This is a genomic window from Brachybacterium massiliense, assembly GCF_900184245.1.
GTDB classification, from domain to species: Bacteria; Actinomycetota; Actinomycetes; order Actinomycetales; family Dermabacteraceae; genus Brachybacterium; species Brachybacterium massiliense.
The window spans coordinates 706903-728879 of record NZ_FXXB01000008.1 but is presented as its reverse complement, the minus strand read 5'-3'; the positions used below and the strand labels follow the sequence as shown (position 1 = coordinate 728879).

Genomic DNA, 21977 nt, shown 5'->3' with positions numbered 1-21977 from the left:
CAGATGGGCCTCCTCAGAGGTGGTAGTAAGCGGGTGTCGCCTCGACCGTGGCCCGGGCGGTGCCGGTGCGGTCCGTGGCAGTGAAAGCGACCTCGTGCGTGCCCGGCTCCACACGGAGCAGATCCAGGCGCGAGCCGCGGGAGAGGCGGTGCCCCGCGGGGGTCTGCGCGGCGTCATCGAGGTGCACGGACCTGGTGCGGCCATCGACGATCACGTTCTCGTCGTAGGCGACCTCGCCGACGACCCCGACCTCGACCCCGCCAACCGTGACCTTCGGGTCGCGGGCCGGGCCGTGGAAGACCACGCGCAGCGGCGCCGGGGCATCCCCGCCGACGGTGAGCATCCGGTACTCCACCCCCGAGGTCATCGTGGTCGTCACCGGGGTGACGATCGGGGCGATGATCCCCCCGAGGGACCGGGGCACGACCGAGATCGTCGCCCCGGTCGGGATGGTGTCGTACACGAACGGATCCAGCACCCGGAACTCCGCAACGATCTCGACGAGTCCCTGGCGCTTGAGCATGGAGTCGGTGGCCGGTGGGCTGATCCGGCCGGCGCGGCCGTAGGCCACTCGAGCCGAGTCCCCGGGGCGGACGAGCAACGGCGTCATCACACCGGGAGGGGCTGCCAGGCTCGCCCGCCACGCACGCGTGAATGCGGACGTGACGCGGTCCGCGGCGGCCCGGTCATGGATCCCGTAGGACGACCTGAGCGTCATCGTGATCGTCCCTGCTTCGAGGAAGTCCGCGCCGGGACGCGACCCATGCCCAACGGGCAAGGACGCGTCACCGGTGCGGACACTTCCGAGTTCCAGATCGAACCCCGTGAGGACGAGGTCGTGACCGGGCTCGCCGACGGTCACATCGTGCAGCGAGACGAGCATCGGTCACCTCCCCGCATGGGCGTAGCGGCCACGGCGGCGCCGTGTCTTCTGCGCCCACATCAGCTCGCTGACGAGCTCCTGTGCGCGATCGTTCTGGGCGTTGACGACGAAGGTGTCTCCGCTAGCCGGATCCCGAGAGGTGAGGGTGCGCAACTGCTGCAGCTGCTCATTGGTGAGCACAGCCTCGGGCTTCTTCGTCGCGTTCAGCACCCCAGTCAGGCCAGGAGGGAGAATCCCGCCCTGGTCAAACAGCGTCGGACGCTGATCTACGATGCCGCCCCGGTTGAAGCCGACATGCACGTGGTTGTAGTGCATGCGCTTGGTCGCGCCCGAGGTGTCCGCCATGTACCCGCCGCGCCGCCACTGCCGAGCACCCGCAGGCGAGTACAGCAGCTCGGTCGGCCGGAAGGCGTGCATGGCGTTGAAGAACCCCATCATCTGAGGTGTCGGCCCGGACGAGTTCGAGAAGTCCATCGCGCGCCCGAGAGCGTGCAACGACACCGATCCCGACCCGGCCGTGCGAGCACCACCACGCCGGAACGACGTCATGGTGAGACCGAACGAGCGCGCGATAGACCGTGCCATCGCGAGAGAGCCGCCCGCCTTGATGCCCGACAGGTCGGGCATCTCGATCGACGGGGCGATCATCTCCTTCACCTTGGCGATCGCGCCGTCCAACACCCGCTTGCCCGAGGCCTTCGCGACGTCGGTCACGAGACCCGCTGCGGGGATCTTCCCGATCACGGCGTCGTAGACCTTCTTGAAGATGCCCGCGGGGTCCCTCAGCGCTTCGGCCACGAAGTCGACGCCATCGAGCACCTTGTCGAGCGCGTGGCCGGCAAGATCCTTCGCCGTGCCCGCGGCCTTCTTGGTGCCCTTCCAGGCCTTCGATCCCGTGTCCTTCACCCAGTCGACGATGCCGCCGCCAGCGAAGCCGCCGGTGACGTGGCCGCGCAGGAAGTCGGCGAACGACGTGCCGTTGGTGCGCGCGGCACTGTTCGCGGCGAGGAAGAGGGACCGCGAGAGCGGATCCCGCAGCCCTTCCGAGACCATCCAGCCTTCACCGCGGCGGGCAGCGACGATCTGATCGTCCCCGTCTCGCCATGACGACGAACCGGGCAGGATCCCACCTCGAGCGAAGCCGGCAGGTAGAGACACCGTCGGCAGCTGCGAGGTGCCGAGCTTCTTCGCGACCTTGTTGAAGTTCCCGATCAGCGCATCATTCAGCACCGTCTGGACGACGAACTTGATCGGCGCCTTCGCGGTGGACTTGATGGCGTCCCACGCCTTCTTCACCGAGTCCTTCATCGAGGTGAAGGCGTCGCCGACACCAGTGGTCGTGGTGTCGAACAGCGGCTTTATGGTGTCTCGGAACCAGGTCGCGACCGGGTTGATTACGCGGTCCTTCACGAAGGACCAGGCCGTGTCGATCGCCGACTTCATCACGTCGAAGCCGGTCTTGATCGAGTCGATGACCCGGCTGATCATGGGCCAGGCCGTGTCCCGGAACCAGTTCACGACGGGCCGGATCACGTTGTCCCTTACGGCGAACCACACCGTCCTGAGCACGTCGCGCATCGTGCGGAACCCGAGCTTGATCAGCTCGATCACGAGCTCGATCACTGGCCACACCCAGGTCTGGAACCAGTCAACGACCGCGTGGATCGTCGTCTTGATGCCGTCCCAGACGGTCTTCGCCGTGTCCCACAGCCACTGGAATGCGGGCGGAAGCACTTCGAACAGGAAGTACTTCAGCGCATCCAGCGCCGGGAAGATGACCTTGTTCCAGGCGAAGTCGATAATCTCGCCGATCGCCGAGAACGCCGGCGAGACGACGTTCTCCCAGAGCCAGATGATGACCGGGCCCAGGACGTTCCCGATGAAGTGATCCAGCGCCGACATCGCGGGCTTCACCGCGTTCTCCCAGAGCCACACAGCGGCGGCTCCGATGGCGAGGAACACGGGCTGGACGTACTCCGTCCACAGACGCTGCACGATCGGGAAGAAGGTGTCGCGGAGGTAGCCCGTGAACTGCTCGAACGCGGGACGGATCACGCCATCCCACACCTGCAACGCGAGGTCACGGATCGCCTCGAAACGCGACTTCAGCATCGGCCACAGCTCATCGACCACGAAGTCGCGGATCGCCTCGAAGGCGCCCACGACGCCGGGCCGCAGGGTGTCCCGGACGAAGGACACGAAGCGGCCCAGCAGCTCCTGGCCGGTCTCGGTCTGGGTGAAGAACCCCACCAGCGCACCGACCACCGTCGCGATCGCGCCGCCGATGACCGTAGCGGAGCCGAGGACAGCTCCCAGCGCCGACCCGATCGAGCCGATCGCCGCGATGAGCATGGAGCCGCCGAGGTAGGCGATGAGCCCACCGACCGCCGCGGCGATCACCGGCCAGTTCTGCCCGATCCAGGTGCCGAGGGGCTTGAGCGCCTTCTCCCAGAGCTCGATCGCCACCTCCCTGACCGTGAACAGGAACCCGATGAAGGGGGAGTCCTCCTCGAGGCTGAAGATGCCGCCCTTGAAGTCCCCCGTGACCAGGAGATCGAAGACGTTCTTCATGCTCTCGGCGAAGGGCTTCAGCCGCTCCACGACAGACTCGATCGCCGGACCAGCAGCGTCCGTCAGGTAGTCGAACAGTTCGGTGACCTTGCCGAAGAGCGGTGCGACAAGGGGGAAGATGTCCTTCAGCAGTGCGGCTCCGAAGCGGCCCATGGAAGCGCCCATGTTCTTGAAGGCGCCCTGGGTGGTGTTGCCGGCCTCGAGCGCTGCGCCGCCAAGGGTCTTCTCCATGACCTCGGAGAAGTCCTCGAAGGAGACCTTGCCGTCGGAGACCATCTTCTGAGCCGCTTCGTTGGTCACCCCGTAGTGCTCAGCCAGCTGAGGCAGAAGACCGATATTCCGATCCAGCAGCTGTTGCATCACCTCGCCGTTGAGACTGCCGCGGGCAGCGACCTTCCCGAAGATCGACCCCATCTCGTCAAGCGACGACCCACCAATGGTGGCGGCGTCACCGATCAGCCGGAGTGTCTTCTCGAGTCCCTCGCCAGGCTTCACGCCCGCGCCGACCAGCACTGCAGCAGTACCTGCAGCCTCGTCCATGCCGAAGGCGGTGCCCTTCACCGCGGCGAGGGCGTTGTCCATGATCGACTGGACGTTCTCGCCCGTGTGTCCCAGGCCACGGAGAGTCGATTCCGCGTTCTCGAGCGAGGTGAGCCTCCCCCACCCCTTCACGAGTGCTGTTCCGAGGACGCCCGTGATCGTGCCGGCGACTCCCAGCACGCCGAGCTTGATGCCCCGCCAGACCTTCGGGCCGATCGCCGCATTCAGGCGGTTGCCCATGCCCTTGTAGTCGGCGCCGAAGTCCTTCGCGCCCTGCCACGCCCGGGACAGCCCGCGCGAGGAGCGCTCCGCCTCATCCAGGGCACGCTTCGCCTCGGCCACCTCAGCCTCGAGAGTCTGGTGGCCCTGCGCGGCTTCCATGGCCGCGGTCTTCAGGTTCTCCTCGGCGATCGCCAGATCGTCCGCAGCCCTGCGAGCTGCGTCGGAGTCCTTGCCAGACTCCTCAACGGCGCGGGAGTACGCCTCCTGCGCGTCGGTGACCTTGCGCTGCGCCCGCTCCTGCTTCAGAGCACCTTCCTCGGTGACCCGAGCCAGACGCTCCTGCGCGTCGGTCACGCGTTCCTTCGCGCGCTCCTGCCGGGACGCCCCGTCCGAGACGGCCTTGGCGAGCTTGTCCTCGGCGTCAGCCAGCCGGTCAGCAGCCGCCTGGGCCTGCGCTGACTCCGCGCCGTACTCGGCGACGGTCTCGTTGTAGTCGCGCTGCGCGGCATCGACACGACGCTTCGCCGCCTCCTGGTCCCGGGCAGACTGCTCCACCGTCCGGCCGAGCTCCGCCTCAGCCTGCTCAACCTTCCGCTTCGCCGCCTCCTGGTCCCGGGCAGACTGCTCCACCACGCGCGCCAGATCGGCCTCAGCCGACTCCAGGCCGGCCTGAGCCTTCTGCACCTTCTCCGACGACGTCGTGGCCACGTCTGCGACGTTCTGGCGGGCCTTCGCCACGTCTTCCTGTGCCTTGCGCTGCCGGAGCGCCGACCGCTCAGTGTGACCCGCCAGAGCCTCCTGCGCCCTCTGCAGCGACTTCGTAGCGCGCTCCACATCGACGGGCTTCGACGCCGAGAACGCACGGTTCATCGAGCGGCCCATCGAGCGGCCGACCTTCTCCGCCACGGCCGGCGCACCGGAGAAGGAGTTCTCGACCGACTTGTTGATGCCCTTCGCGATCGGGCGCACGAGCACACCAACGGCACCGACGATGATCGAAGCCACACCGACCACCCCTTCCTATGAGCAGGTGGCCGGTCATGAGAGGTCAGTCGCTGTGGACTTCGTCCCTCATGCCGAGCATGTTGAGAATCGCGTCGCCATCGGCGCGCGCCTGGTCCACCTCGGCATCGGGCAGCGCCGTGCGAGGAACCGGGTAGGGGTCCACGGCGCGGGCCTTCGCTCCCACGAGCGCGCGGACCGTCTGGTTCAGGGCCGCGACCGTGTTGATCAGGTCGCCGAGCTGTTTCGCGTGCAGGTCGTAGTCCCGGTACTGCGGCGCCCACCCCGGGGAGTCGTCGCGGAAGTCGTCATCCGAGTCGTTATCGGGATCCAAGCGGGCGTCCCGGTTCTGGGCCTCGACTATCTGGCGTGCGAGGTCCGGGTCGTTCATGACCGCTTCCCATGTGCGGGACGCTTTCGGTAGCTCGTGGATCAGGTCTGCCAGCGTCGACCAGCGGTGAGCAGCGACGAGGGCAGCCAGGTCCGTGCCGGGGTACACCTGCGCGAGGTCGGCACGGACCTGACTACGGAACCTCGAGACGAGGCTCAGCGCGAGGTGGAGCCTTTTGGGTCATCCACCCCGATGGAGGCGAGCTCCTCCGAGTAGTACGCCTCGACCTTCTCCTGTAGGCGTACCAGCGCCATGAGAGAGATGTCCGCATCGAGGAGGACCTGGTAGTTGTCCTCGCCGATCATGGCGGGCAGCAGCTGCACGACCGCGGCCACCTCGCCCATCTCGCCGAGCGCCTGCGAGGAGTTCATCGCGCTCATGACACGCTCGAACGCTGCAGCACCCATGTGGAGCGGAGACTTCAGCTCCAGCACCCGGTCTGCGTCGACGCGGAAGCGGAACGGCTTGCCCGTCGGGGCGACCTCCGCCTCCAGCTGCTCGAGGGTGAGCAGCTCGTCCTCGACGTCGTCCACGGGCTCGGTCACCGGGGAATCGGTCACTTCTTCGCCCCACCCTTCGCAGCCTGTGCAGTCGAGCGCGGGTTCGCGCTGGCGCCCGGATCCTCGCTCGACTTCGGCTCGTCGACGTCCTGGGGCGAGTCGGCCTCGGGAGCCTCGGCGGGCTTCGACGCCTTCTCCTCGCGCCAGCCGGCGGCCTTGTACTGGACGATCTCGCGCGGCAGCGAGGTGGTCACCTTGCGGGTGCCCTTCACCAGGGTGACGGGCTTGTTCTTCTTTTCAGCCATGATGGCTTCTCCTTCGAATGTGGGGGTCAGGTCCAGCAGAGGGTCACGGAACGGTCGGGGCGGTGCCGAAGCCCAGCGCGACGGGATCGAGACCGGGACCGGCCAGGAAGCGACGACGGGCGTACCCGGCGTCCTGGTCGAGGTAGTTCGTGAACGCGAGCTCCTGGGACAGCGCGTCGGTGCCCCACTCCTCGCCGGGCATCGAGTTCAGCTCGACCTGCGGGTAGAAGTTCGCGCGCAGGATGTCCTCACCGGTGCGCTTGTTGATGTCCCGGCCGATCGCGAGCAGCCGCCAGCGACGGTTGACCGGCACCTCGGGCTCGTCGTAGGCGATCTCGCCGTTGACCGCGACGACGTCCGACAGGTCGGTGCCGTCGGCGATCTCGCGGATGCGGCGCTTGTCCACCTCGTAGGCGGTCGCGGTGATCGTGCGGGAGATCGAGGAGATGTCCTCACGCACTGGGGACATGTACCCCAGCGCCTCGGTCGCCTCCGTGTCCGACTCCCTCGCGAAGCTGATCGCGTCACGGGAGAACAGGCCCAGCGAGAAGAACTCGTCGGGCAGCGGCTTGATCGAGCCGTCCTCGTCGGTGAGCGTGGTGATCAGATCCGCGGTCAGCGGCGCCAGGAAGATCAGCGCGCCGAGAGTCTTGCGGACGTTGTTGGTGTTGTCGGACTGCGCGCGCAGCTCCTCGAACGTGGCCATGGGTGCCTCCTTGCAGGCATCGAGAAAGCCCCCACCACGGCGGCGAGGGCTCAGGAAGGTGGTCGACTCTTCAGAGCCGGTACTCGGCGGTGACCTCAGCAGAAGCGGTCACCAGCTGATCGGTGAATGACGACGGCACCGGCGCGGAGAACCGCGACAGCCGATCGATCAGCCCATGCTCCGCATCGAACACCGGACGCCCATCGGCGAGCGCGAGCGCGGCCTCGATGATGTCGAGGGCTGCTGTGCGTCCGGGTGCGTAGCCGGTGAGGGTGAGGGTGTCGAGTCCGAACAGGTCGTTGCGTTCGGTGCGGGTCTGGGTGATGTGGATGAAGGGGAGGTCGTCGTAGGTGTCGATGTAGGTGACCGCCGTGATGCCGGCGCCCGCCAGGAGCGCGGCGGTGATGCGGGCGGTGTCCATCAGTAGCGGACCCCCTTCGCGGCTCGGGTGAGGACGTTGCTGCGCGCCTCGACGGCGGCGGCGTGGGGGGCTGTGTTCTCGACGATCGCGCCGGCGCGGACCTCCATGCCGCCGCGGGCGGTGAGGGTGGGGGTGCGCTGGTTGCTGGAGCGGAACGATCGTGCATAGGTGCCGGAGTTGCGGGGGGCGATGGCTTCGGCGACGCGCTGCACGGTGTGGGCGGCGTTCAGGGAGGCCCTGGCGGCCATGGGGGAGGTCATGAGCTCTCGGATGCCGTCAGGGTCGGCGGTGAAGCCTTCACGCTGCTGTGCCATGTTTCCTGCCCTTCCTGGTGAGCTGGACGCTGGTGCCGAGCGGCCACCTGTTGGGGGTGCCGTCGACGGCGTAGTCGCCGTAGCCGGGGACGGAGATGGTGGCGGTGGTCGGGATGACGTGGCCGGGCGGGGCGAGGAGCTTGGCGCGGTCGTCGGGGACCTGGGACAGGTTCTGTCCCTCGGTGGAGGAGGTGGGGGAGAACAGGCAGTCCTCGATGGTGACGGGGCCGCCGGGCTGGATGGGGTCGCCCCATTGGTCTCGGGCGCCGTCGGTGACGGTGACGTCGACCTTCCAGGAGTCCTTGAACCGGGCAGTGATCGGTCGCATCAGACGCCCCTGGGCATGAGGGTGAACGCCTTCGGGGTCGTGCGTGTGGCGGGGCTGCGGTCGGTGAGCTCGGCGCGGTCGCGGTCGGAGAGGTAGACCTCGCCGAGGACGTCTCCCGTGACGGTGCGGGACTGCGAGAACTCGCCTGCGGACTCCTGCTCGGTGCGGGCGCCGGTGGGGTTGTTCAGCAGGCGCAGCACCATGCGAGCACCGACGCGGACGACGGTCTTCTTCTTCAGGGTGCCCTTGGCGATCCGGTCGGGGATGTCGGGGAACTCGTCGAGGATCAGGCCCTCGGCGTCTTCGACGTGCTCGGTGAGCTCTTCGTCGGTGGCTGGGAAGGGCCCCATCGAGGAGAGCCATCGACCCTTCACATCGTTGGTCGTGAGGAGAGTGGGGTCCTCGGCCATCGGCTACTCCTTCCTGGCAGGCACGGCGAGCGCTCCGGGGCTTTCCACGGGGCGCCCGCCGTGCTCAGGGGCAGGGCGGTCAGGCCGCCGGGGCGAGGACGGCGGGCGCCGCGGTGGCGTCCGGGTTGCGGAGGACGACCAGGGCGGTCGCGTCGGAGCGGACGTACTTGGTGTCCGCGTCCTCCTCCTCGTACACGCCGACGAACAGGCCGGGCGCGTCGGGGCGGGCGATGCCGTACTTCGAGTTCAGAGCGGCGGTGGAGGGGCCCCAGGCGGTGTGCCCGACGGAGCCGTCGTCGCTGGCGAAGTACAGCTTGTGGTCGGACAGCAGCGGGGTGCCGTTGGCGCCCTCCTCGTCGAAGGCGACGAAGCGCGGGAGCCCGAAGGAGCGCAGCACCTCGTCGACCACGTCGTTACCGATGAGCGAGACCTTGCCCGCGCCGGCGTACGAGATCATCGCGGCGGACCGGGCCAGGGCGGCCTGGATCCGGCCGGAGCCGAGCATGATGGTCGGGCGGCGCCCGCCCGCCTTGCGGATCGCGGCGGCACGCGCTGCGATGAACTCCACGGGGTCGGCGCCGGTGGCGTCGAACAGCGTGGACGGGGCCGCGTCGAGTGCGGGGTCGCGCACGAACTCGATGGGCACGGAGAACTTCTCGCCCTCCGCGAGGTACGCGGCGTTCTCGAGCGCGCCGGCGCGCTGGCGCTGCAGCGTGTTCACCACCGACTCGGACACCTGGTCGGCGAGGCCGTCCACGATGTCCTGCTCGTTGGCGAGCCCGTTGGCGACGGCGAGCGAGTCGTCCTCGGTGAAGGGCAGCTTCAGCCCCAGGGCAGCGAGCTTCTGGGTCTTCTCGCGGCCGCCGGCGAGCTGGCCGAACTCTGTCTCCGCGCCCCAGGCGCGGTACTGCGCCTCGTTGCGGATCCGGTCCTTCTCGGTCCAGGAAGCGACGTTCGAGGTCTGGGTGCGGTTCGGGAAGATCGACTGGAGGATGGTGGTGTCGACCGTCTCAACGACGGCGCGGCCGTATCCGGTGGTGTCGACCGGGGGGAACTGGTCAGCGAGGATCGCCATGATTCAGGTCCTCCTCTCTCACGCGAAAGTGATCTGGCCACCGTCAGCGGGGACGGTGGAGGTGGTGGGCAGGTACGCGGTGTGGATCAGGCCGTGCCAGACGACCGGGGCGATCTCGTCGCCGTCGGAGACGTCGCGGGTCGCGGCGAGCACGCCCAGGAACACCTCGGCCCCATCGGTGCCGGCGGCGTCGAAGGGGACGAGCTTGTCGTTGACGAGCGCGACGGTCTGGCCGAGCGGCACGATGCCGTCGGGGAAGTCGCCGGCCGGGAACGCCGCGGCGTTCAGCAGGTACGACTTCGCGTTGTTGATGGCGTGGCGGGACCCGAACACGCGGTAGTCCTCACCACCCCAGGTGCGGGTGGTCTTCGGGCTGTAGCCCATGGCGATCCTCCTTGGATCAGTTCTTGTTCTTGGCGTGCTTGGCCTCGGCCCGTTCACGACCCGAGAGCATCGTTGCCGGGGCTGCGCCCTGCTTGCCGGTGCCCGAGTGCGGGACGTAGCCGCCAACCTGCTGCGGCTCCTGCTGCTGCTCGTTGCCGGTGCGCCAGGCGATCAGCAGATCGGCCGACTTCTCGAGCTCCTCGCGAGTGGTGCCGGAGATGTGGGAGGAGGGAACGCCCTTCTCCGCAGCGACCGTGGCCGCCAGAGACTTCCGCTCAGCGGCCTCGCGGCCGGCGCGCTCGGTCTCGACTGCCTTCTCGGCCTTCTCAGCCCGAGCGATCGCCTTCTGCAGCTCGGTCTGGTTCTCCTGCTCGGCCTGGTCGAGCTTGTCGGCCTTGGCCTTCAGCTCGTCGTAGCCCGCGTACTTCTGCTCGGCCTTGCGACGCTCTTCAGCGAGGAATGCGTTCAGCTCGTCCTGAGTGAAGGTGCGGGGCTGCGACTTCTGCTTGCCCTGATCACCGTCGCCGCCACCGGAGTCACCGGCGCCGGCGTTCGTGTTCATCTGGGCGTCACCGAAGGTGCGCCGGTGGAAGCCGATCAGCGCATCGATGCCACCGGGAGCGGTGATGTCGATGCCGTGCGGGAGACCCTTCAGATGCGAGGGGATGGTCGTGGTGGACATGAGATTGCCTCCATGGGAGTGGGCCGGCAGGACAGGGCCCGCACCCTCGAGCTCGTCGCGCTGCCGTTCGCGACGAAGAACCCTGCGGGCTGGCTGCCAGCAGGGCCGAGGGGACGGTGAAAATCAGGGGGTCAGGTGTAGCCGTACTTCTCGCGCATCTTCGCGGCGACCTGCTTGTCGGTGTCGAGGTACTCGTGCACCGAGGAGTACTCGTCGAACATCTCGCGAGGCATCCACGCCTTCGTCTCCGGGTGCACGACGATGTCGTCATACCCGGGCACCCCGGCGGGGAAGTCCTCCGGCGAGCGCACCGCGACGGCGTCGCAGTTGTCCGAATCGTGCCAGTCGTCCAGGCCGCCGGCGGTGATCTCGGACCAGTACACGGCGCCGCGCGAGGCGAGCATCCGGCACCAGGCGCAAGGACCCTTCTTCGACCCGTACGACAAGATCCTGGCGTAGCGCACGCGGCCACCGGTGCGGCCGACCGACTCACGGATCGTGGTGCGCCCGTGCTGACGCGTGTGCCTGACGATCGACTCGACCAGCCGCTCACGTGCCTTCGCCTCCTGGCCCGTCCACAGACCGCCGATCACGGCGCGCGTGGACTTCTGGACCGCCTCGGTCGAGTCGATCACCGGGACCGTCGGCTCGAGCAGCACCGTGTCGGCGAAGAACTCCGCCGCGAGCGTCGCCGCGATCGGGCCATAGCTGTTGACCAGCCCCGGCACCATGTCCACGAGTAGGTCCCGCTTCCGGTCCGGCTCGATCGCGCCGAGCGCATCCCACAGCTGCCGCACATCCCGCTTCACCAGACGGTCGATCTGCTGCTGGCCGCGCTTGTACTCGCCGAGCTGAGCCTGGGTGACCATCAGGCCACCACCTCACCGGCGCCCAGCAGGCCCTCGGACTGCTCCTCGGAGTCCGCTGCTGCTGCGCGGTTCAGCAGCTCCATCACGCGGGACGAGCCGCGCGCGGTGCGGGCCTCCTGCGCGAAGGTCTGCACGTCCTCCTCGCTGATCGGCAGCTGCCGCAGCGTGGACTCCGCACCGGGCTGGAAGTTCCCAGCCTCGACCTGCTGAACCACCATCTGCGACTGCTCGAGCACCGACTTCGTGCGCGGATCATCCCAGCGAGGCTTCAGCGTCGACAGATCCTTCACCATCGACTCATCCAGCCCGCCGTGGCGGACCGTGAGCACGTCCAACGCCAGCGAGCGCCGGCCGATGTCGAACGAGTCCTGCAGGTAGATCGCGAGGTTCACGAGGTCGAGCTCGGAAGCCTTGATCGCCTCCGCGCTCGTCGGGTTCGAGTCCTGCACCACGCCGAGGTACGACAGCGGCACCGACGTCTCCCCGGACACCTGCGCGGCGATCATGCGGAAACCATCCGTCAGAGGCTGCATCGTCACCTGCGGCAGCTGATGCAGCTCGGGCCGGATGACCTCGCCAGTCTCCTCGTCGAACACCTCGGGCAGCCCCATGATCGCGCCGATGATCGGCTCCCAGCCAGCGCGGATCCCGTCGTCGTCACCGGAAGCGGACTCGAACAGCTCCGCGATCGCGGACTTCATCCACACGCGCGGCGCCGAGTAGAACTCCGACGTCGATTCGAAACGCATCATCGTGCGCACGCCCAGGTCCGTCAGCCCCATCAGCTCGCGGCTGATGGCCGAGCGACCGAAGGGGCGCTGCAGGGTCGCGTCGTGCACGTACGGGGTGCACAGCACCCGCTGCGTGCCCGTCTCCACCTCGTGCTCGACACGGAGGCGGCGGTCAGCCCCGTTCTCCAGCACGAGGGTCCGGCCCGGCAGGTAGAGGATCTGCCGATCCAGCGGGAACCCGCCCGGCGGGGTCGGCTCGTTCACAAGCTCGAGCGCCGCGGTAGTCCGCCGAGTCCGGCCATCGAGGATCGCCGTCGCGTTGTGTGCGTCGGCGACGGTCATCAGCTCCTCGGGCTCACCGAGCTCCGGCTTCCCCCGGGAGGTGAACACGAACGAGACGCCATGGCGGATCCCCGACCGGATCGCCTGCCGTTCGATCTGCTGCCACTGGTTCGCGGTGAAGATCTCCTCGACGTCGTCCAGCAGCGTGGTCTTCACGCGGTTGGAATACATCGACGGCTTCATCCGCGACGCCCGCGCGGTGCAGGCCTTGTCCGGCCACCCGATCGGGACGCGCAGGTCCTTCATCGAGTCCGGGATCGACACCGGCATCTTGTCCAGCACATGCTCGCCGTCGTCGTACCGGTCTCTCAGCGTGTTCCGCTGCTTCTGGCCCCGGATCTGTGCCCGCAGGCGCGCCAGGATTCTCATCTCGTCTTCGTTCAGGAGTCGCGACACCATCTACCTCCCCTCACCGAGTCGAGCGTTGAACAGTCCGCCGGCGCGCCACAATGCGGCCGCCACGAGTCCGGGAGCGTTCCTGCATCTCCTCGGAGGGCGGAACGTTGACGTCACGCTGAAGAGACTTCAGCGCCTGATTCGCCGCGAGCGTCACGGTGACGAGCGGAGTGATATCGGCGAGCGCGTGCGCCCGCTTCCAGATGAAGCGCGTGTCGCCCTTGTAGGAGGGCCGAGCAGCGCGGACCGCACCGTCGAGGCTCTCCTGCTCGACATGCGCGACCTGCGTGTCCTTGATCCCATCGAGCATCCGTCCGCACGCGGCGGCGTACTCACGGAGCACCACCGGCCGGGCCGGGACACCAGCCTTGCGAACGTCGGGGATCAGCTCCTCCGCAGACGAGCCCATCTGCACCAGCACCGGGAACTCGTTGTTCGCGGCCCACAGATCGGCGAGCGCGCGCGGCACCCAGTCGACACCGTCGCCCTGGTCCACCACCTCGAGGTGGACTCGACCATCGCCGCGGATACCGGCGAGGCCGATCGCGGCCCGGGACCGGTCCGGGGCGACGTCGATCGCGAGCCGCACGTCCCTGAGCCCCTGCTCCACCTCGCCCGCGTCCTCGACGGCGGCGATCAGCTCGTCGTCACGGCAGCGAGTCCAGGCGGTCGAGGGGATGAAGTCGTCCGAGCCGATCGGCACGGGGATCCCCAGCCGCTCGCAGCGGAAGTCGGTGTCGGTCATGGCGCCCCACTCGACCTCGAGGATGTACTCGAGGGTGATTCGGCGGCCGAGACCAGGGTTCGCCTGGTACAGCGCCTCGACGAGCTCCTCGGTCGGAAACTCAAGCTTCGTCGAATCGGTCTCGATGTCCGATGGGGCTGACCACTCGAGGTAGCAGAGCAGCCGCTCGCGGCCCTCCGGCGCCTGCGCACGCTCGCGGAGCGCCCGGAGGAAGTCCGAGTGCGCCCGGGCAGCCGAGGACACGTACCAGACCTGCGGGGAGCCCTCAGCAGTGCGTGCAGCCATCGTCGGCAGCATCGCAGCGACTTCCTCGGAGTCGACGGCATAGGCCTCGTCGATGATCACGAGGTCACCGGTGAAGCCACGGACCGAGTCCTTCGTCCGCGTGACGAACTCGACCTTCGCACCGTTGTCGAACTCGATCGACATCTCGATGCCCGAGGACTTGATCCCCTTGATGTCCGCATTCGGTGCCTGGCCCTTGTAGCCGAGCACGCGACGGAACAGCGACGGGGTGCGGCGGATCAGCTGCGCCAGCGAACGGTGCGACTTGCGAGCCGTCCGGATCGCCTGAGCCGAGTGGATGATCTCCTTCTCACCGAAGAGGAAGATGCCGGCGAGGACGCGCGCCTCGAGCAGGTAGTTCTTCCCGGACTGGCGGGGGACGACCAAGCCGACCTCGAGCGGCACGAACCTGCCGTCGTCGCGCTCTGCGAGCGTCTGCTCAAGCGCCCATTCCTGCCAGTCGTCAGGCTCTGTGCCCGTGAGGCGCATGAAGTCGACAGCGTCCGGGCCGGAGGAGTAGGTGTGCGTCGGCGTGCGGTAGATCCGGGGGCGCTGAGCGCCGATCCGGCTCTCATCGATGGTGGGGGCCGACACGAACGGTCACCCCCTGGTTCACCTCGCTACACGGCGGTCCTCGCGCCTACGGCGGAACTCGTCGACCTCATCGCCAGCGGGCTGCGACATCTGGACAGCGGGGCCCTCGCCGAGCTGCGCGATGCGGGCGAGGATCTGGTCGCCCTGCTTCACGAGCGTCGCGACCTCCTTCGGCTCGGCGCGGTGCAGCGCGCCACGGATCCGCCCGTACATGAACCGCAGCTCGGTCAGCTGGTCGATCTTCTCCGGGACCTGCTCGGCGTCCTGCGCTGCTTCCTCGCGCGCCTCGGAACGCTTCACGGCCCGGGAGAGGGCAGTGGCCTCCCGCTCGGCGGCGCGGCACTCCTCGCAGACGGGCTCTCCGCGGCGCCGGTGCCGGCGTGCGGCTGCTGGGGTGCCGCAGGGCTTCAGCTCGCGTTCCACGACCACACCTCCGTCCAGATCGAAGCGACGGCCGGTCACCGCGATGTAGCGACCCGAGTCCGGGGGATAGACCTCGATGTTGCGGCCGTCGCGGATGCGGCGGCCGGCGCCGGGCTTCATCCGCATGAAGATGTGGACGCCTTCACCGGACCAGGAGCGCTCGATCAGCAGGGCGCGGCGTCGGTACTTGCGGATGATCTCCTCGGCCCAGGGCTGCAGGCGGCCGTCGATGATGCAGTCGTCGAGGTCGATGCAGCCGATGCCCTCGCCGAGCACCCAGCCGATCCCTTCGCCGAGCGAGGAGGAGCGCGCAGCGGCGAACGTCGTCCAGGTGCGCGGGTCGGTGCTCGAGGCGTGCCGCCCGTTCAGCTGACGCGGCACCTTCGTGAGCTTGTCCCTGCGAGGCTCGAGCGTCCACCGCACCCAGCGCGGCGTCGCCCGCATCTTGCGGGGCACCGCACGGCGCTGCCGCCAGGCCCGCTTTCGACACGGCGCGGAGCAGTAGCGACGGGGCCTCCCCGGCCGCTCGCTCACGGGGATCCTCGCCCCGCAGTCGCACTGTCTCCTCATGCCCCGATTCTACCCCGAAGAAGGGGACGAATCTAGGGGGTGACCTGCAGAGATGTCCAATGCCTGTCCGCCTCGATCGCATCGATGCAGGCCCAGCGAGCGGTGAGCGACATAGTTCGCTATGGAGCCCGTGAATGACGCTCTGACCTGCATGTTTGTGTGTGAATCTCGGCTCTTCCCGTCCAACGGCCAGAATCGAGATCTGTGTGTGAAATCCCGACTATGCGTGTGGAGGCGGGAGGGCCGGACCGACGGCTGCGCACGAGTGTGACCCGGACGGGGGGGCGCCCCTCCGGGTCACACTCGTGCGCAGCCGTCGGTCGCGGCCTCTGCCCTGCCGAGCCGCCGAGCCTCCACGTTCTCAGCTCTCCCACCCCGTTTCAGGGTGGCGACGGTGTCGTACCCAGACCACAGGCCAGCTGCCCGAAGCGCTCGGCTTCGCTCCTGGATGCCTCGACCCGAATTGCATCCACCGCATGATGGCTCGAGGTTGGCACGCTCGTCGTTCCCGGTGTCTCCATCCAGATGGTCCACGTGCACGCAGGACGGATCACCTCGGCGCGCAGACCAGCGAAGCTGCTTCCCGCACCAGTAGCACTCGGGGTCCTCCCCGCCGAGAGCGTCATACAGAACCATGCGGTGCCGGTACACCTTGCCGTTCGCCATCGCGAGGGGGTGGTGCTTCATTGTGATCGTCCTGTACCTACGGGGCTTTCGGACTGAGATTCCACTTGCCTGCGCGGTGAGGTCGACGCTGCCGTGGCGGTAGAGCCGGTGGTAGTGCTTGGCGCAGAGGTCTGCGCCCTTGTGTCTCGCAGGATTGGAGCAACTGTCCACCGAACACACCGATCTCGCCACCGGGATCACCTCCTCCCGGATCGACCACCAGTCCAGTCCTTCGTAGTCCGCGGCCGGCGCACGGGCTCGAACTCGACCCGGTCGGAGCGTCGCGCGTTACAGCTTCATCTTCGGTGGGCCTGTCTGCCAGGCCCACGCGGATCACCACCCGCCACGATCGGCACGTCATGGTCGTAGGTGTACGACCACTGGTCACGCCAGTCCGCATCCCAATCGATCCGCCTACCGCACAGGTGACACGGCAGATCCTGTGCCCGAGCCTTGCGTCTCAGCGCCTCGGCCAGGTCCCGGTACGAGTCGTAGTGTGGCCGGGAGTAGGTCGCCATCATTCCCCGTCGTCACGCATCAGATCCCGCGCCGCCGTCAGCAGCCCGAGCTGGGAGAAGAAGTCCACGTCACTGGTCATCACCACGGCCGTGCCCTCCTCCGAGAGGCGCTCCACCCGAAGCAGCACCACGGCGCCGGTGATCACGTCTCCGTCCTCGAGCTCGTCTACGCCATCGAGGTCGGCGTGCTCGAGGTGCTGCAGAAGCTGGTCGCGCGGATCCATGAAGAACTCCTTCGTCAACGAGGCGCAGCCGAAGGCTCGGCGGCGAGGTAGGGGAGCTCGCCACCGAGCCACGGCCCCACAGGGAGCACACCGATCAGGGGGCTTCAACCCGGGGACCCGAGGAGGAGCAGCACCTCGGGGTTCTGGCCCAGCAACACGAGAGGAGGTCACATCGTGGCCACCCCCTCAGGGACTCGCGGGGCGAGATGGGTGCCGGCGGCTCGGGTCCGAGCACGGGGTCCAGGAGGATGGTGAGGCTGGCCCGGCCGCCGGCAGGCATGCGAACGGCCCGCTCGCGCATGTGCGAACGGGCCGAAGGTGACAGTGCACCAAGATCACGATCAGGGTGGCATTAGGGTGGCATAGCGTCAAGGACCCCCAGAACGACGCGGCGTGTCGCGCCTCCCACGGCGTCGAGACGGAGTGCTCGACAGCCGCCCCACCACATCAGGCGTCAACAGGTGCAGCGCCTTGCCGCCCCGCCCGTACTCGTGGACCGGGAGCTCCTGCCGGATCCACCGGTCGGAGAGCCCGTACATCCTCGTGATCCACGCCCGGTCAACGACCAGACCCTCAGGCTTCTGCTCGGCGTGCACGCGCCACCTCCCGCATCTCCTCGAGCGACCCACCCGACGCCGCGGCCTCGATCACCGCATCACGCATCGACCGCGGTGACCGCCACAACCCCATCAGCGCCCGGGCCTTCCGACGTAGCTCGAGCAGCTCGGGCCACATCTCGTCCGCATACCACGGCTGCTCGATTACGAAGCCAGCGTTCGCCCGTAACCACCGAGCGACCTCGCCAGTGTTCCCACCCGTCGCAACCCACGCGCCCGACGGAGTCTGCGCCCACGACGACACCTCTGGCCACAACGGGTCGAGCCCACACTCCTCAGCCACCTGCTCACACCACGGCACGAGCACGGCATGGATCTCGCGAGCCAGATCGAGCCCGGTCACATTCACCAGCACCGCCGAGCCAGAACCACCACCCGACGGACCCTCGACCTTCCGCTTCGCCCACCGAGGAAGCACACGAGCAGCCTCCTCCAGATCATTGACCATCTTCAGGAACTGATTCACCCGCGGATCCACCATCGCCCTCACCGCTTGCCCCTCCCTCTCCGACCACGCTTCCTTCGATGTCTCCCAGGCGGGGCCGCCGGGCCGGCGGCCCCCGTCCCGGCCCTTCCCGGCCCGACCCGTCCCGTCCCGACCCGGCAAATCCAGATCCCGCACCCTCAGGATCCAGATCGGATCTGCCGAGAGCGTTTCGCCTGGCTGTATTGGGTTTCTGGACGACCTCAGGTGCGACCTGATCGGGCATGTGGTCCGCGTCTGGTGCCTCCGAGGGGTGGCCTGCGCGCTGTTCGCCGCTGGTATGCGGCGCCGCGTCAGCAGGGTCCTCGGAAGCACGCGCAGGCACCGCATGCTCGTCGGTCGGGGTGGCTCCGCGCGCAGGCTCGGGTCGCTGTTCGCCGCTGGTGTGCGGCGCCGCGGGCTCCGGTCGCGTCTGGGGGCCAGCAGGTCGTTGTTCGCCGCCATGAGGCGACGCCGCGGGCCCTGCACCCTCGGTGGTGGACGCACGCCCCTGGGCGGGGGTCGCGTCAGTCCGGGTCTGGACACCCGGTCGGCGGTCCTTCGCGCCGCGCTGGCGCTTCGGGATCGTCAGGCCGAGCTCGGTGAGGATAGTGCCGTTCTGCTCGAGCCACTGGATCGTGGACTTCGAGTAGTACTGCTGGCCCTCCACGGGTGCCGGCAGAAGCGGGTAGCGGGCATCACGGCCCTTGGAACCGTCCCGGCGGCCGCTGTTGCACTCGATGCACGCGACGACGAGCTCGTGGTAGCTCTGGGCGGGCAGCTTCAGGTGGTCGTACGTCCCACCCCTGTTGCCCTTCCGGTCAGCCCAGTTGACGACCTTCCCGCAGTAGCGGCACGCATCTCCATCGCGGCGCCGGGCAGGCACCGTGAGCGAGGGGTCGGAGTTGTTCGCCTTGCGGGCGTTCTCGTGCTCGATCTCCTCGCGCGTTCGCAGATGGTGAAAGTCCCCATCTGCGACCAGACGGATCATCCGCCGGCCGTCCTCGACGGCGAGCTCCAGCAGCCCCGTCTGTGAGGCCTGCAAAAGCAGCAGCTCATACCGCGGCGAGAGCGCCATCGCCGTGCCCATCGACACGCGGTAGTCGCTGCCCTGCTGAGCCGCCTGGATGAACATGCGCGACACGAAGCCGAACACCTCGTTCACCGACCACGGCTCCGCCGTCTCGAGCTCCGCGACGTCGAGCACACGCTCATCCATCGCCGCGGTATCACCCGTCTTTAACCAGGCCACAGGCCCTCACTCCCATCAGTCCGAACATGCACATTCGCTCGTCACCGGGTTGATCACCCGGCCGCAGGAATCACAGATCTGCGCCATCGCTCATCACCTCCCTCCCTTCCTCGGCGCCCGCCCGTTGTGGAGCAGCTGCCGGCGAGCGCCGGCGCCATCGCGCGGGGTTAGGAGCAGGGGCGTGATCCGGCTCGCGGCCACGCGGGCTGTGGTGCCGATGGCCACGAGGGCTCCGGCGAGCGCGTCGAGCGTCCGGGCGACCGTGGCGGTGATCCCCTCGGAGCTCCATCGGTGGAACCTGTCGAAGGGGGACTGCGCGGTGCGGTGGTGCTGCTGTGCGCGGCGTGCCTTCCGGATCGCGCGGCCGCGGCGCCGCCGGCGGGTCTGCTCGGTGATCATCGGGGCTCCTTCGGAGATGCGGTGGCGCCATCGGCCCACTCGGCGAGGGCGGCTGCGAGTGCTCGTGCCGCGGGGATGTCGAGGATGAGAGACCCGCCGGCGTCGGGCACGGCCATCGGCTGCTTCCACTTCGGGTCCCAGCGGTCGATCGTGAGACGACAGCGGTCGCCCCATTCGTCGCCTTCGTCGTTCCCCGGGACGCAGTGGTCGGGGATCACCGAGAGGCCGATCACGGCCACCGACCCGGTGTGGTCGGTGGGATACCGGTTCGCCCCACGGCGCCCGGCGGCGTAGTCCTTGACGCTGTCGCGGGTGCGGACGCTGCCGGGGTTGCCCCGGCCGCCGACCTCCCAGAACGGTCCTGCGTAAATACTCATCGGGGCTCCTCCCAGGGGGTGACGAAGCGGGTGCGGGTGTAAAAGTGCCCCTCGCCGGTCTCGATGGTGTCGGTCCCCTCCTCGGCTTCGATGGGCACGAGAGCCGTCCAGCCGACCATGTCGGAGCAGCGGTAGAGGTCGTCACCGGACCACATGCCACGGCCGATGTTGACTCGTGGCGGCGCGTACCAGGTGCCGGTACCGGCGGTCTCCTCGATCTTCGCGCAGGTCCCGATGGGCAGTGCTTCGGCCTGCTCGGCGGACTCGATCAGGCGCGGGACGTAGACGAATCGGGCGGTCATGACATCACCTCGTCGGCCCAGTCCTTCAGGTCCTGGATCACCTCGGTGTCGGGGCTGCCGCCGATCGTCTGCCGGCAGAGGACGTAGATCCCGAGCATGAGCGCCCGGCACTGGTCATGCGCGGTGGTGTCCGGGCTGCTCCCCGCGCTGCTGAAGCCGAGCTGACCGTCGGCGGTCAGGGAGATGGAGAGCTTCACGGTCTTGGGCTGCGGAGTGGTCATCTGGGCTTCCTCTCGGTCGCACCACACTCGGTGCATCGGTACACCTCCTCGGTCCTGCGGCGGGTGATGTGCTCCCACTGGTGCCCGAACGCGATGCACCCGGCAGCCTCGAAAGCCTCTTCGATGGTCGGGAACCTCATGCGTCCCCCTCGAGCGCGCGGATCGTGGGGCACGGGAAGGGAGGGTGCCCGCCCTGCGAGCCCTGGCAGTGCTGACACACCGGGGGCGATCCTGCCGGGCTGTGCAGCGCGTACACGTCCGTGATCCGCTGCTGTGTGTACTCGCCGCGCTCGCGCTCGTCGGATGCCTGCCGTTCGGAGACTCTGAGGTCCGACCGGGCTTCGTCGAGCAGGGCGACGGTCTGGACGAGCTCCTGCCGGAGCTGCTCTGCCTCGGCGATGCCGGCGGGTGCGGGCTCGACACGGGTCCACGTGAAGCAGCGGGTGTGCGTGTCGACGTGGTGGCTGAAGGCGCCGCCGGGGGTGTCGTCCGGGGTGCTGAGCATCGCGCCGGCGATCCGCTCGGCGGCGGCCTGGTCTGCGGCGAGCACGGTCACGGCCACCGCCGCGCTCTCGTAGCGCTTTGCACCACTGTGCCCGTAGCGCTCACGGCGGGTAGTCCGGACGTTCGTCTCGCCAGTGAACAGGTACATGGTCGAGGTGGTCATCGGGTCTCCTCCCACGGGGTGACGAAGAGCGTCTTCGCCCGGCGGCGGCCCTCGGTCTCGCGGATCTGCTCGATCTCCACCTCGATGGGGGTCAGGGCGATGCCGCCGACGATCGCGTCGTCGAGGAAGGCGTTGAAGCTCATCGGCGCGAACCAGAACCGGGCGCCCGGCTGCTTCGGGTTCTTCAGATCGGAGAGGGCGAGGACGGTCCAGTCGTCCTTCTCCTCGAGCTGGACGCGAGCGATGGTGCCGTGGGGCAGCGCCTTCGCCTGCTCGAGCGTCTCGACAGGGGTGGGGACGTAGATCGTGGTCGTGCTCATCGGTTCTCCTTGGCTTCTCTTCCGTCGAGGGAGTTGTGAGTGATCAGCCAGCCGTCGCCCGTTTCGGAGGGGACCAGCTCGATCTTGGGACCGCAGATGCAGTCCTCGGTCTCGGTGTCGTGCGCAATCAGGTCATCGACCGGGTAGACGTGAAAGGTCTGTCCCACGCGATCGCCTCCTCCGGGCCGGGCGGTTGTAGCAGCCGGTGCAGTCGGGGTCCTCGGGCAGCGCGGCGCGGTCGTCGAGAAGGACGGGCATGCCG

General features: G+C 68.3%; 27 protein-coding genes. All 27 read right to left on the bottom strand.

The genetic code is table 11. The annotated features are described in order from the left end of the window. Positions 1 to 13: 13 nt before the first annotated feature. The 27 genes from BN4251_RS13380 to BN4251_RS18345 all read right to left on the bottom strand — a co-directional run bounded on the left by BN4251_RS13380 (position 14) and on the right by BN4251_RS18345 (position 21882). The gene (locus BN4251_RS13380; RefSeq protein ID WP_140398443.1) at positions 14 to 718 is read right to left on the bottom strand and encodes a hypothetical protein; all 705 of its coding nucleotides are present in this window, start codon (positions 716 to 718) and stop codon (positions 14 to 16) included. Positions 719 to 886: 168 nt separating this feature from the next. Continuing rightward, entirely contained in the window at positions 887 to 5221 is a 4335-nt protein-coding gene (locus BN4251_RS13375) for a phage tail protein (protein ID WP_140398442.1), read from the bottom strand. A 43-nt stretch (positions 5222 to 5264) separates the two neighbouring features. Beyond that, positions 5265 to 5609, bottom strand: a complete 345-nt coding sequence (locus tag BN4251_RS13370; RefSeq protein ID WP_140398441.1) for a hypothetical protein — start codon at positions 5607 to 5609, stop codon at positions 5265 to 5267. A 155-nt stretch (positions 5610 to 5764) separates the two neighbouring features. Then, positions 5765 to 6169, bottom strand: coding sequence for a hypothetical protein (locus BN4251_RS13365; RefSeq protein ID WP_087485557.1), 405 nt, complete (start codon positions 6167 to 6169; stop codon positions 5765 to 5767). Further along, positions 6166 to 6414 (bottom strand): hypothetical protein, encoded by a 249-nt coding sequence (locus BN4251_RS13360; RefSeq protein ID WP_087485556.1) that lies wholly within the window; start codon positions 6412 to 6414, stop codon positions 6166 to 6168. Before BN4251_RS13360 ends, BN4251_RS13365 begins: the two co-directional genes overlap by 4 nt. Positions 6415 to 6457: 43 nt before the next feature. Then, a complete protein-coding gene (locus tag BN4251_RS13355) occupies positions 6458 to 7120 on the bottom strand; it encodes a hypothetical protein (protein ID WP_087485555.1) in 663 nt (220 codons plus the stop codon). Positions 7121 to 7190: 70 nt separating this feature from the next. After that, positions 7191 to 7541, bottom strand: a complete 351-nt coding sequence (locus BN4251_RS13350; RefSeq protein WP_087485554.1) for a hypothetical protein — start codon at positions 7539 to 7541, stop codon at positions 7191 to 7193. Continuing rightward, a complete protein-coding gene (locus tag BN4251_RS13345) occupies positions 7541 to 7855 on the bottom strand; it encodes a hypothetical protein (RefSeq protein WP_087485553.1) in 315 nt (104 codons plus the stop codon). The genes BN4251_RS13350 and BN4251_RS13345 overlap by 1 nt, the downstream gene beginning before the upstream one ends. Continuing rightward, positions 7839 to 8183 (bottom strand): hypothetical protein, encoded by a 345-nt coding sequence (locus BN4251_RS13340; protein WP_087485552.1) that lies wholly within the window; start codon positions 8181 to 8183, stop codon positions 7839 to 7841. The genes BN4251_RS13345 and BN4251_RS13340 overlap by 17 nt, the downstream gene beginning before the upstream one ends. Beyond that, positions 8183 to 8593 (bottom strand): hypothetical protein, encoded by a 411-nt coding sequence (locus BN4251_RS13335; protein WP_087485551.1) that lies wholly within the window; start codon positions 8591 to 8593, stop codon positions 8183 to 8185. Before BN4251_RS13335 ends, BN4251_RS13340 begins: the two co-directional genes overlap by 1 nt. 79 nt (positions 8594 to 8672) lie before the next feature. After that, the gene (locus BN4251_RS13330) at positions 8673 to 9668 is read right to left on the bottom strand and encodes a major capsid protein (RefSeq protein WP_087485550.1); all 996 of its coding nucleotides are present in this window, start codon (positions 9666 to 9668) and stop codon (positions 8673 to 8675) included. Positions 9669 to 9686: 18 nt separating this feature from the next. Beyond that, a complete protein-coding gene (locus BN4251_RS13325) occupies positions 9687 to 10052 on the bottom strand; it encodes a hypothetical protein (RefSeq protein ID WP_087485549.1) in 366 nt (121 codons plus the stop codon). Between the two features lie 16 nt (positions 10053 to 10068). Further along, a complete protein-coding gene (locus tag BN4251_RS13320) occupies positions 10069 to 10734 on the bottom strand; it encodes a hypothetical protein (RefSeq protein ID WP_087485548.1) in 666 nt (221 codons plus the stop codon). A 131-nt stretch (positions 10735 to 10865) separates the two neighbouring features. Further along, entirely contained in the window at positions 10866 to 11603 is a 738-nt protein-coding gene (locus BN4251_RS13315) for a VG15 protein (RefSeq protein WP_087485547.1), read from the bottom strand. Continuing rightward, positions 11603 to 13045 carry a phage portal protein gene (locus BN4251_RS13310; RefSeq protein ID WP_170931966.1) on the bottom strand — a complete coding sequence of 481 codons (1443 nt, stop codon included), beginning with the start codon at positions 13043 to 13045 and terminating at the stop codon, positions 11603 to 11605. Before BN4251_RS13310 ends, BN4251_RS13315 begins: the two co-directional genes overlap by 1 nt. Positions 13046 to 13085: 40 nt before the next feature. Beyond that, a complete protein-coding gene (locus BN4251_RS13305; protein WP_087485545.1) occupies positions 13086 to 14696 on the bottom strand; it encodes a hypothetical protein in 1611 nt (536 codons plus the stop codon). An 18-nt stretch (positions 14697 to 14714) separates the two neighbouring features. Continuing rightward, positions 14715 to 15575: a hypothetical protein gene (locus tag BN4251_RS18495; RefSeq protein WP_212647616.1), complete on the bottom strand. Its 861-nt coding sequence runs from the start codon at positions 15573 to 15575 to the stop codon at positions 14715 to 14717. A 1297-nt stretch (positions 15576 to 16872) separates the two neighbouring features. After that, positions 16873 to 17097, bottom strand: coding sequence for a hypothetical protein (locus tag BN4251_RS13295; protein ID WP_087485544.1), 225 nt, complete (start codon positions 17095 to 17097; stop codon positions 16873 to 16875). Positions 17098 to 17670: 573 nt separating this feature from the next. Next, entirely contained in the window at positions 17671 to 18180 is a 510-nt protein-coding gene (locus BN4251_RS13285; protein WP_140398440.1) for a hypothetical protein, read from the bottom strand. Continuing rightward, on the bottom strand, positions 18152 to 19342 hold the full coding sequence (locus BN4251_RS13280; RefSeq protein WP_140398439.1) for a hypothetical protein: 1191 nt from the start codon (positions 19340 to 19342) through the stop codon (positions 18152 to 18154). Before BN4251_RS13280 ends, BN4251_RS13285 begins: the two co-directional genes overlap by 29 nt. A 180-nt stretch (positions 19343 to 19522) precedes the next feature. Then, positions 19523 to 19828: an RNA methyltransferase gene (locus BN4251_RS13275; protein WP_087485540.1), complete on the bottom strand. Its 306-nt coding sequence runs from the start codon at positions 19826 to 19828 to the stop codon at positions 19523 to 19525. After that, positions 19825 to 20205 (bottom strand): hypothetical protein, encoded by a 381-nt coding sequence (locus BN4251_RS13270; RefSeq protein ID WP_087485539.1) that lies wholly within the window; start codon positions 20203 to 20205, stop codon positions 19825 to 19827. The genes BN4251_RS13275 and BN4251_RS13270 overlap by 4 nt, the downstream gene beginning before the upstream one ends. Continuing rightward, positions 20202 to 20507, bottom strand: a complete 306-nt coding sequence (locus BN4251_RS13265) for a hypothetical protein (RefSeq protein WP_087485538.1) — start codon at positions 20505 to 20507, stop codon at positions 20202 to 20204. Before BN4251_RS13265 ends, BN4251_RS13270 begins: the two co-directional genes overlap by 4 nt. Beyond that, entirely contained in the window at positions 20504 to 20728 is a 225-nt protein-coding gene (locus tag BN4251_RS13260) for a hypothetical protein (RefSeq protein ID WP_087485537.1), read from the bottom strand. The genes BN4251_RS13265 and BN4251_RS13260 overlap by 4 nt, the downstream gene beginning before the upstream one ends. A 136-nt stretch (positions 20729 to 20864) precedes the next feature. Beyond that, positions 20865 to 21395 (bottom strand): hypothetical protein, encoded by a 531-nt coding sequence (locus tag BN4251_RS13255; RefSeq protein ID WP_087485536.1) that lies wholly within the window; start codon positions 21393 to 21395, stop codon positions 20865 to 20867. After that, positions 21392 to 21715 carry a hypothetical protein gene (locus BN4251_RS13250; protein ID WP_087485535.1) on the bottom strand — a complete coding sequence of 108 codons (324 nt, stop codon included), beginning with the start codon at positions 21713 to 21715 and terminating at the stop codon, positions 21392 to 21394. The genes BN4251_RS13255 and BN4251_RS13250 overlap by 4 nt, the downstream gene beginning before the upstream one ends. Next, complete coding sequence (locus tag BN4251_RS18345; protein WP_170931965.1) at positions 21712 to 21882, bottom strand: hypothetical protein; 171 nt, start codon at positions 21880 to 21882, stop codon at positions 21712 to 21714. The genes BN4251_RS13250 and BN4251_RS18345 overlap by 4 nt, the downstream gene beginning before the upstream one ends. Positions 21883 to 21977 lie beyond the last annotated feature (95 nt).

Excerpts from the sequence above, each read along its gene's own strand:
- BN4251_RS13320 (WP_087485548.1), bottom strand. The coding sequence starts at position 10,734 with ATGTCCACCACGACCATCCCCTCGCATCTGAAGGGTCTCCCGCACGGC.
- BN4251_RS13380 (WP_140398443.1), bottom strand. The coding sequence starts at position 718 with ATGACGCTCAGGTCGTCCTACGGGATCCATGACCGGGCCGCCGCGGAC.
- BN4251_RS13370 (WP_140398441.1), bottom strand. The coding sequence starts at position 5,609 with ATGAACGACCCGGACCTCGCACGCCAGATAGTCGAGGCCCAGAACCGG.
- BN4251_RS13260 (WP_087485537.1), bottom strand. The coding sequence starts at position 20,728 with ATGACCACTCCGCAGCCCAAGACCGTGAAGCTCTCCATCTCCCTGACC.
- BN4251_RS13340 (WP_087485552.1), bottom strand. The coding sequence starts at position 8,183 with ATGCGACCGATCACTGCCCGGTTCAAGGACTCCTGGAAGGTCGACGTC.
- BN4251_RS13325 (WP_087485549.1), bottom strand. The coding sequence starts at position 10,052 with ATGGGCTACAGCCCGAAGACCACCCGCACCTGGGGTGGTGAGGACTAC.
- BN4251_RS13350 (WP_087485554.1), bottom strand. The coding sequence starts at position 7,541 with ATGGACACCGCCCGCATCACCGCCGCGCTCCTGGCGGGCGCCGGCATC.
- BN4251_RS13330 (WP_087485550.1), bottom strand. The coding sequence starts at position 9,668 with ATGGCGATCCTCGCTGACCAGTTCCCCCCGGTCGACACCACCGGATAC.
- BN4251_RS13270 (WP_087485539.1), bottom strand. The coding sequence starts at position 20,205 with ATGAGTATTTACGCAGGACCGTTCTGGGAGGTCGGCGGCCGGGGCAAC.
- BN4251_RS13255 (WP_087485536.1), bottom strand. The coding sequence starts at position 21,395 with ATGACCACCTCGACCATGTACCTGTTCACTGGCGAGACGAACGTCCGG.
- BN4251_RS13355 (WP_087485555.1), bottom strand. The coding sequence starts at position 7,120 with ATGGCCACGTTCGAGGAGCTGCGCGCGCAGTCCGACAACACCAACAAC.
- BN4251_RS13315 (WP_087485547.1), bottom strand. The coding sequence starts at position 11,603 with ATGGTCACCCAGGCTCAGCTCGGCGAGTACAAGCGCGGCCAGCAGCAG.
- BN4251_RS13360 (WP_087485556.1), bottom strand. The coding sequence starts at position 6,414 with ATGGCTGAAAAGAAGAACAAGCCCGTCACCCTGGTGAAGGGCACCCGC.
- BN4251_RS13295 (WP_087485544.1), bottom strand. The coding sequence starts at position 17,097 with ATGGATCCGCGCGACCAGCTTCTGCAGCACCTCGAGCACGCCGACCTC.
- BN4251_RS13335 (WP_087485551.1), bottom strand. The coding sequence starts at position 8,593 with ATGGCCGAGGACCCCACTCTCCTCACGACCAACGATGTGAAGGGTCGA.
- BN4251_RS13275 (WP_087485540.1), bottom strand. The coding sequence starts at position 19,828 with ATGATCACCGAGCAGACCCGCCGGCGGCGCCGCGGCCGCGCGATCCGG.
- BN4251_RS13310 (WP_170931966.1), bottom strand. The coding sequence starts at position 13,045 with ATGAGAATCCTGGCGCGCCTGCGGGCACAGATCCGGGGCCAGAAGCAG.
- BN4251_RS13265 (WP_087485538.1), bottom strand. The coding sequence starts at position 20,507 with ATGACCGCCCGATTCGTCTACGTCCCGCGCCTGATCGAGTCCGCCGAG.
- BN4251_RS13345 (WP_087485553.1), bottom strand. The coding sequence starts at position 7,855 with ATGGCACAGCAGCGTGAAGGCTTCACCGCCGACCCTGACGGCATCCGA.
- BN4251_RS13250 (WP_087485535.1), bottom strand. The coding sequence starts at position 21,715 with ATGAGCACGACCACGATCTACGTCCCCACCCCTGTCGAGACGCTCGAG.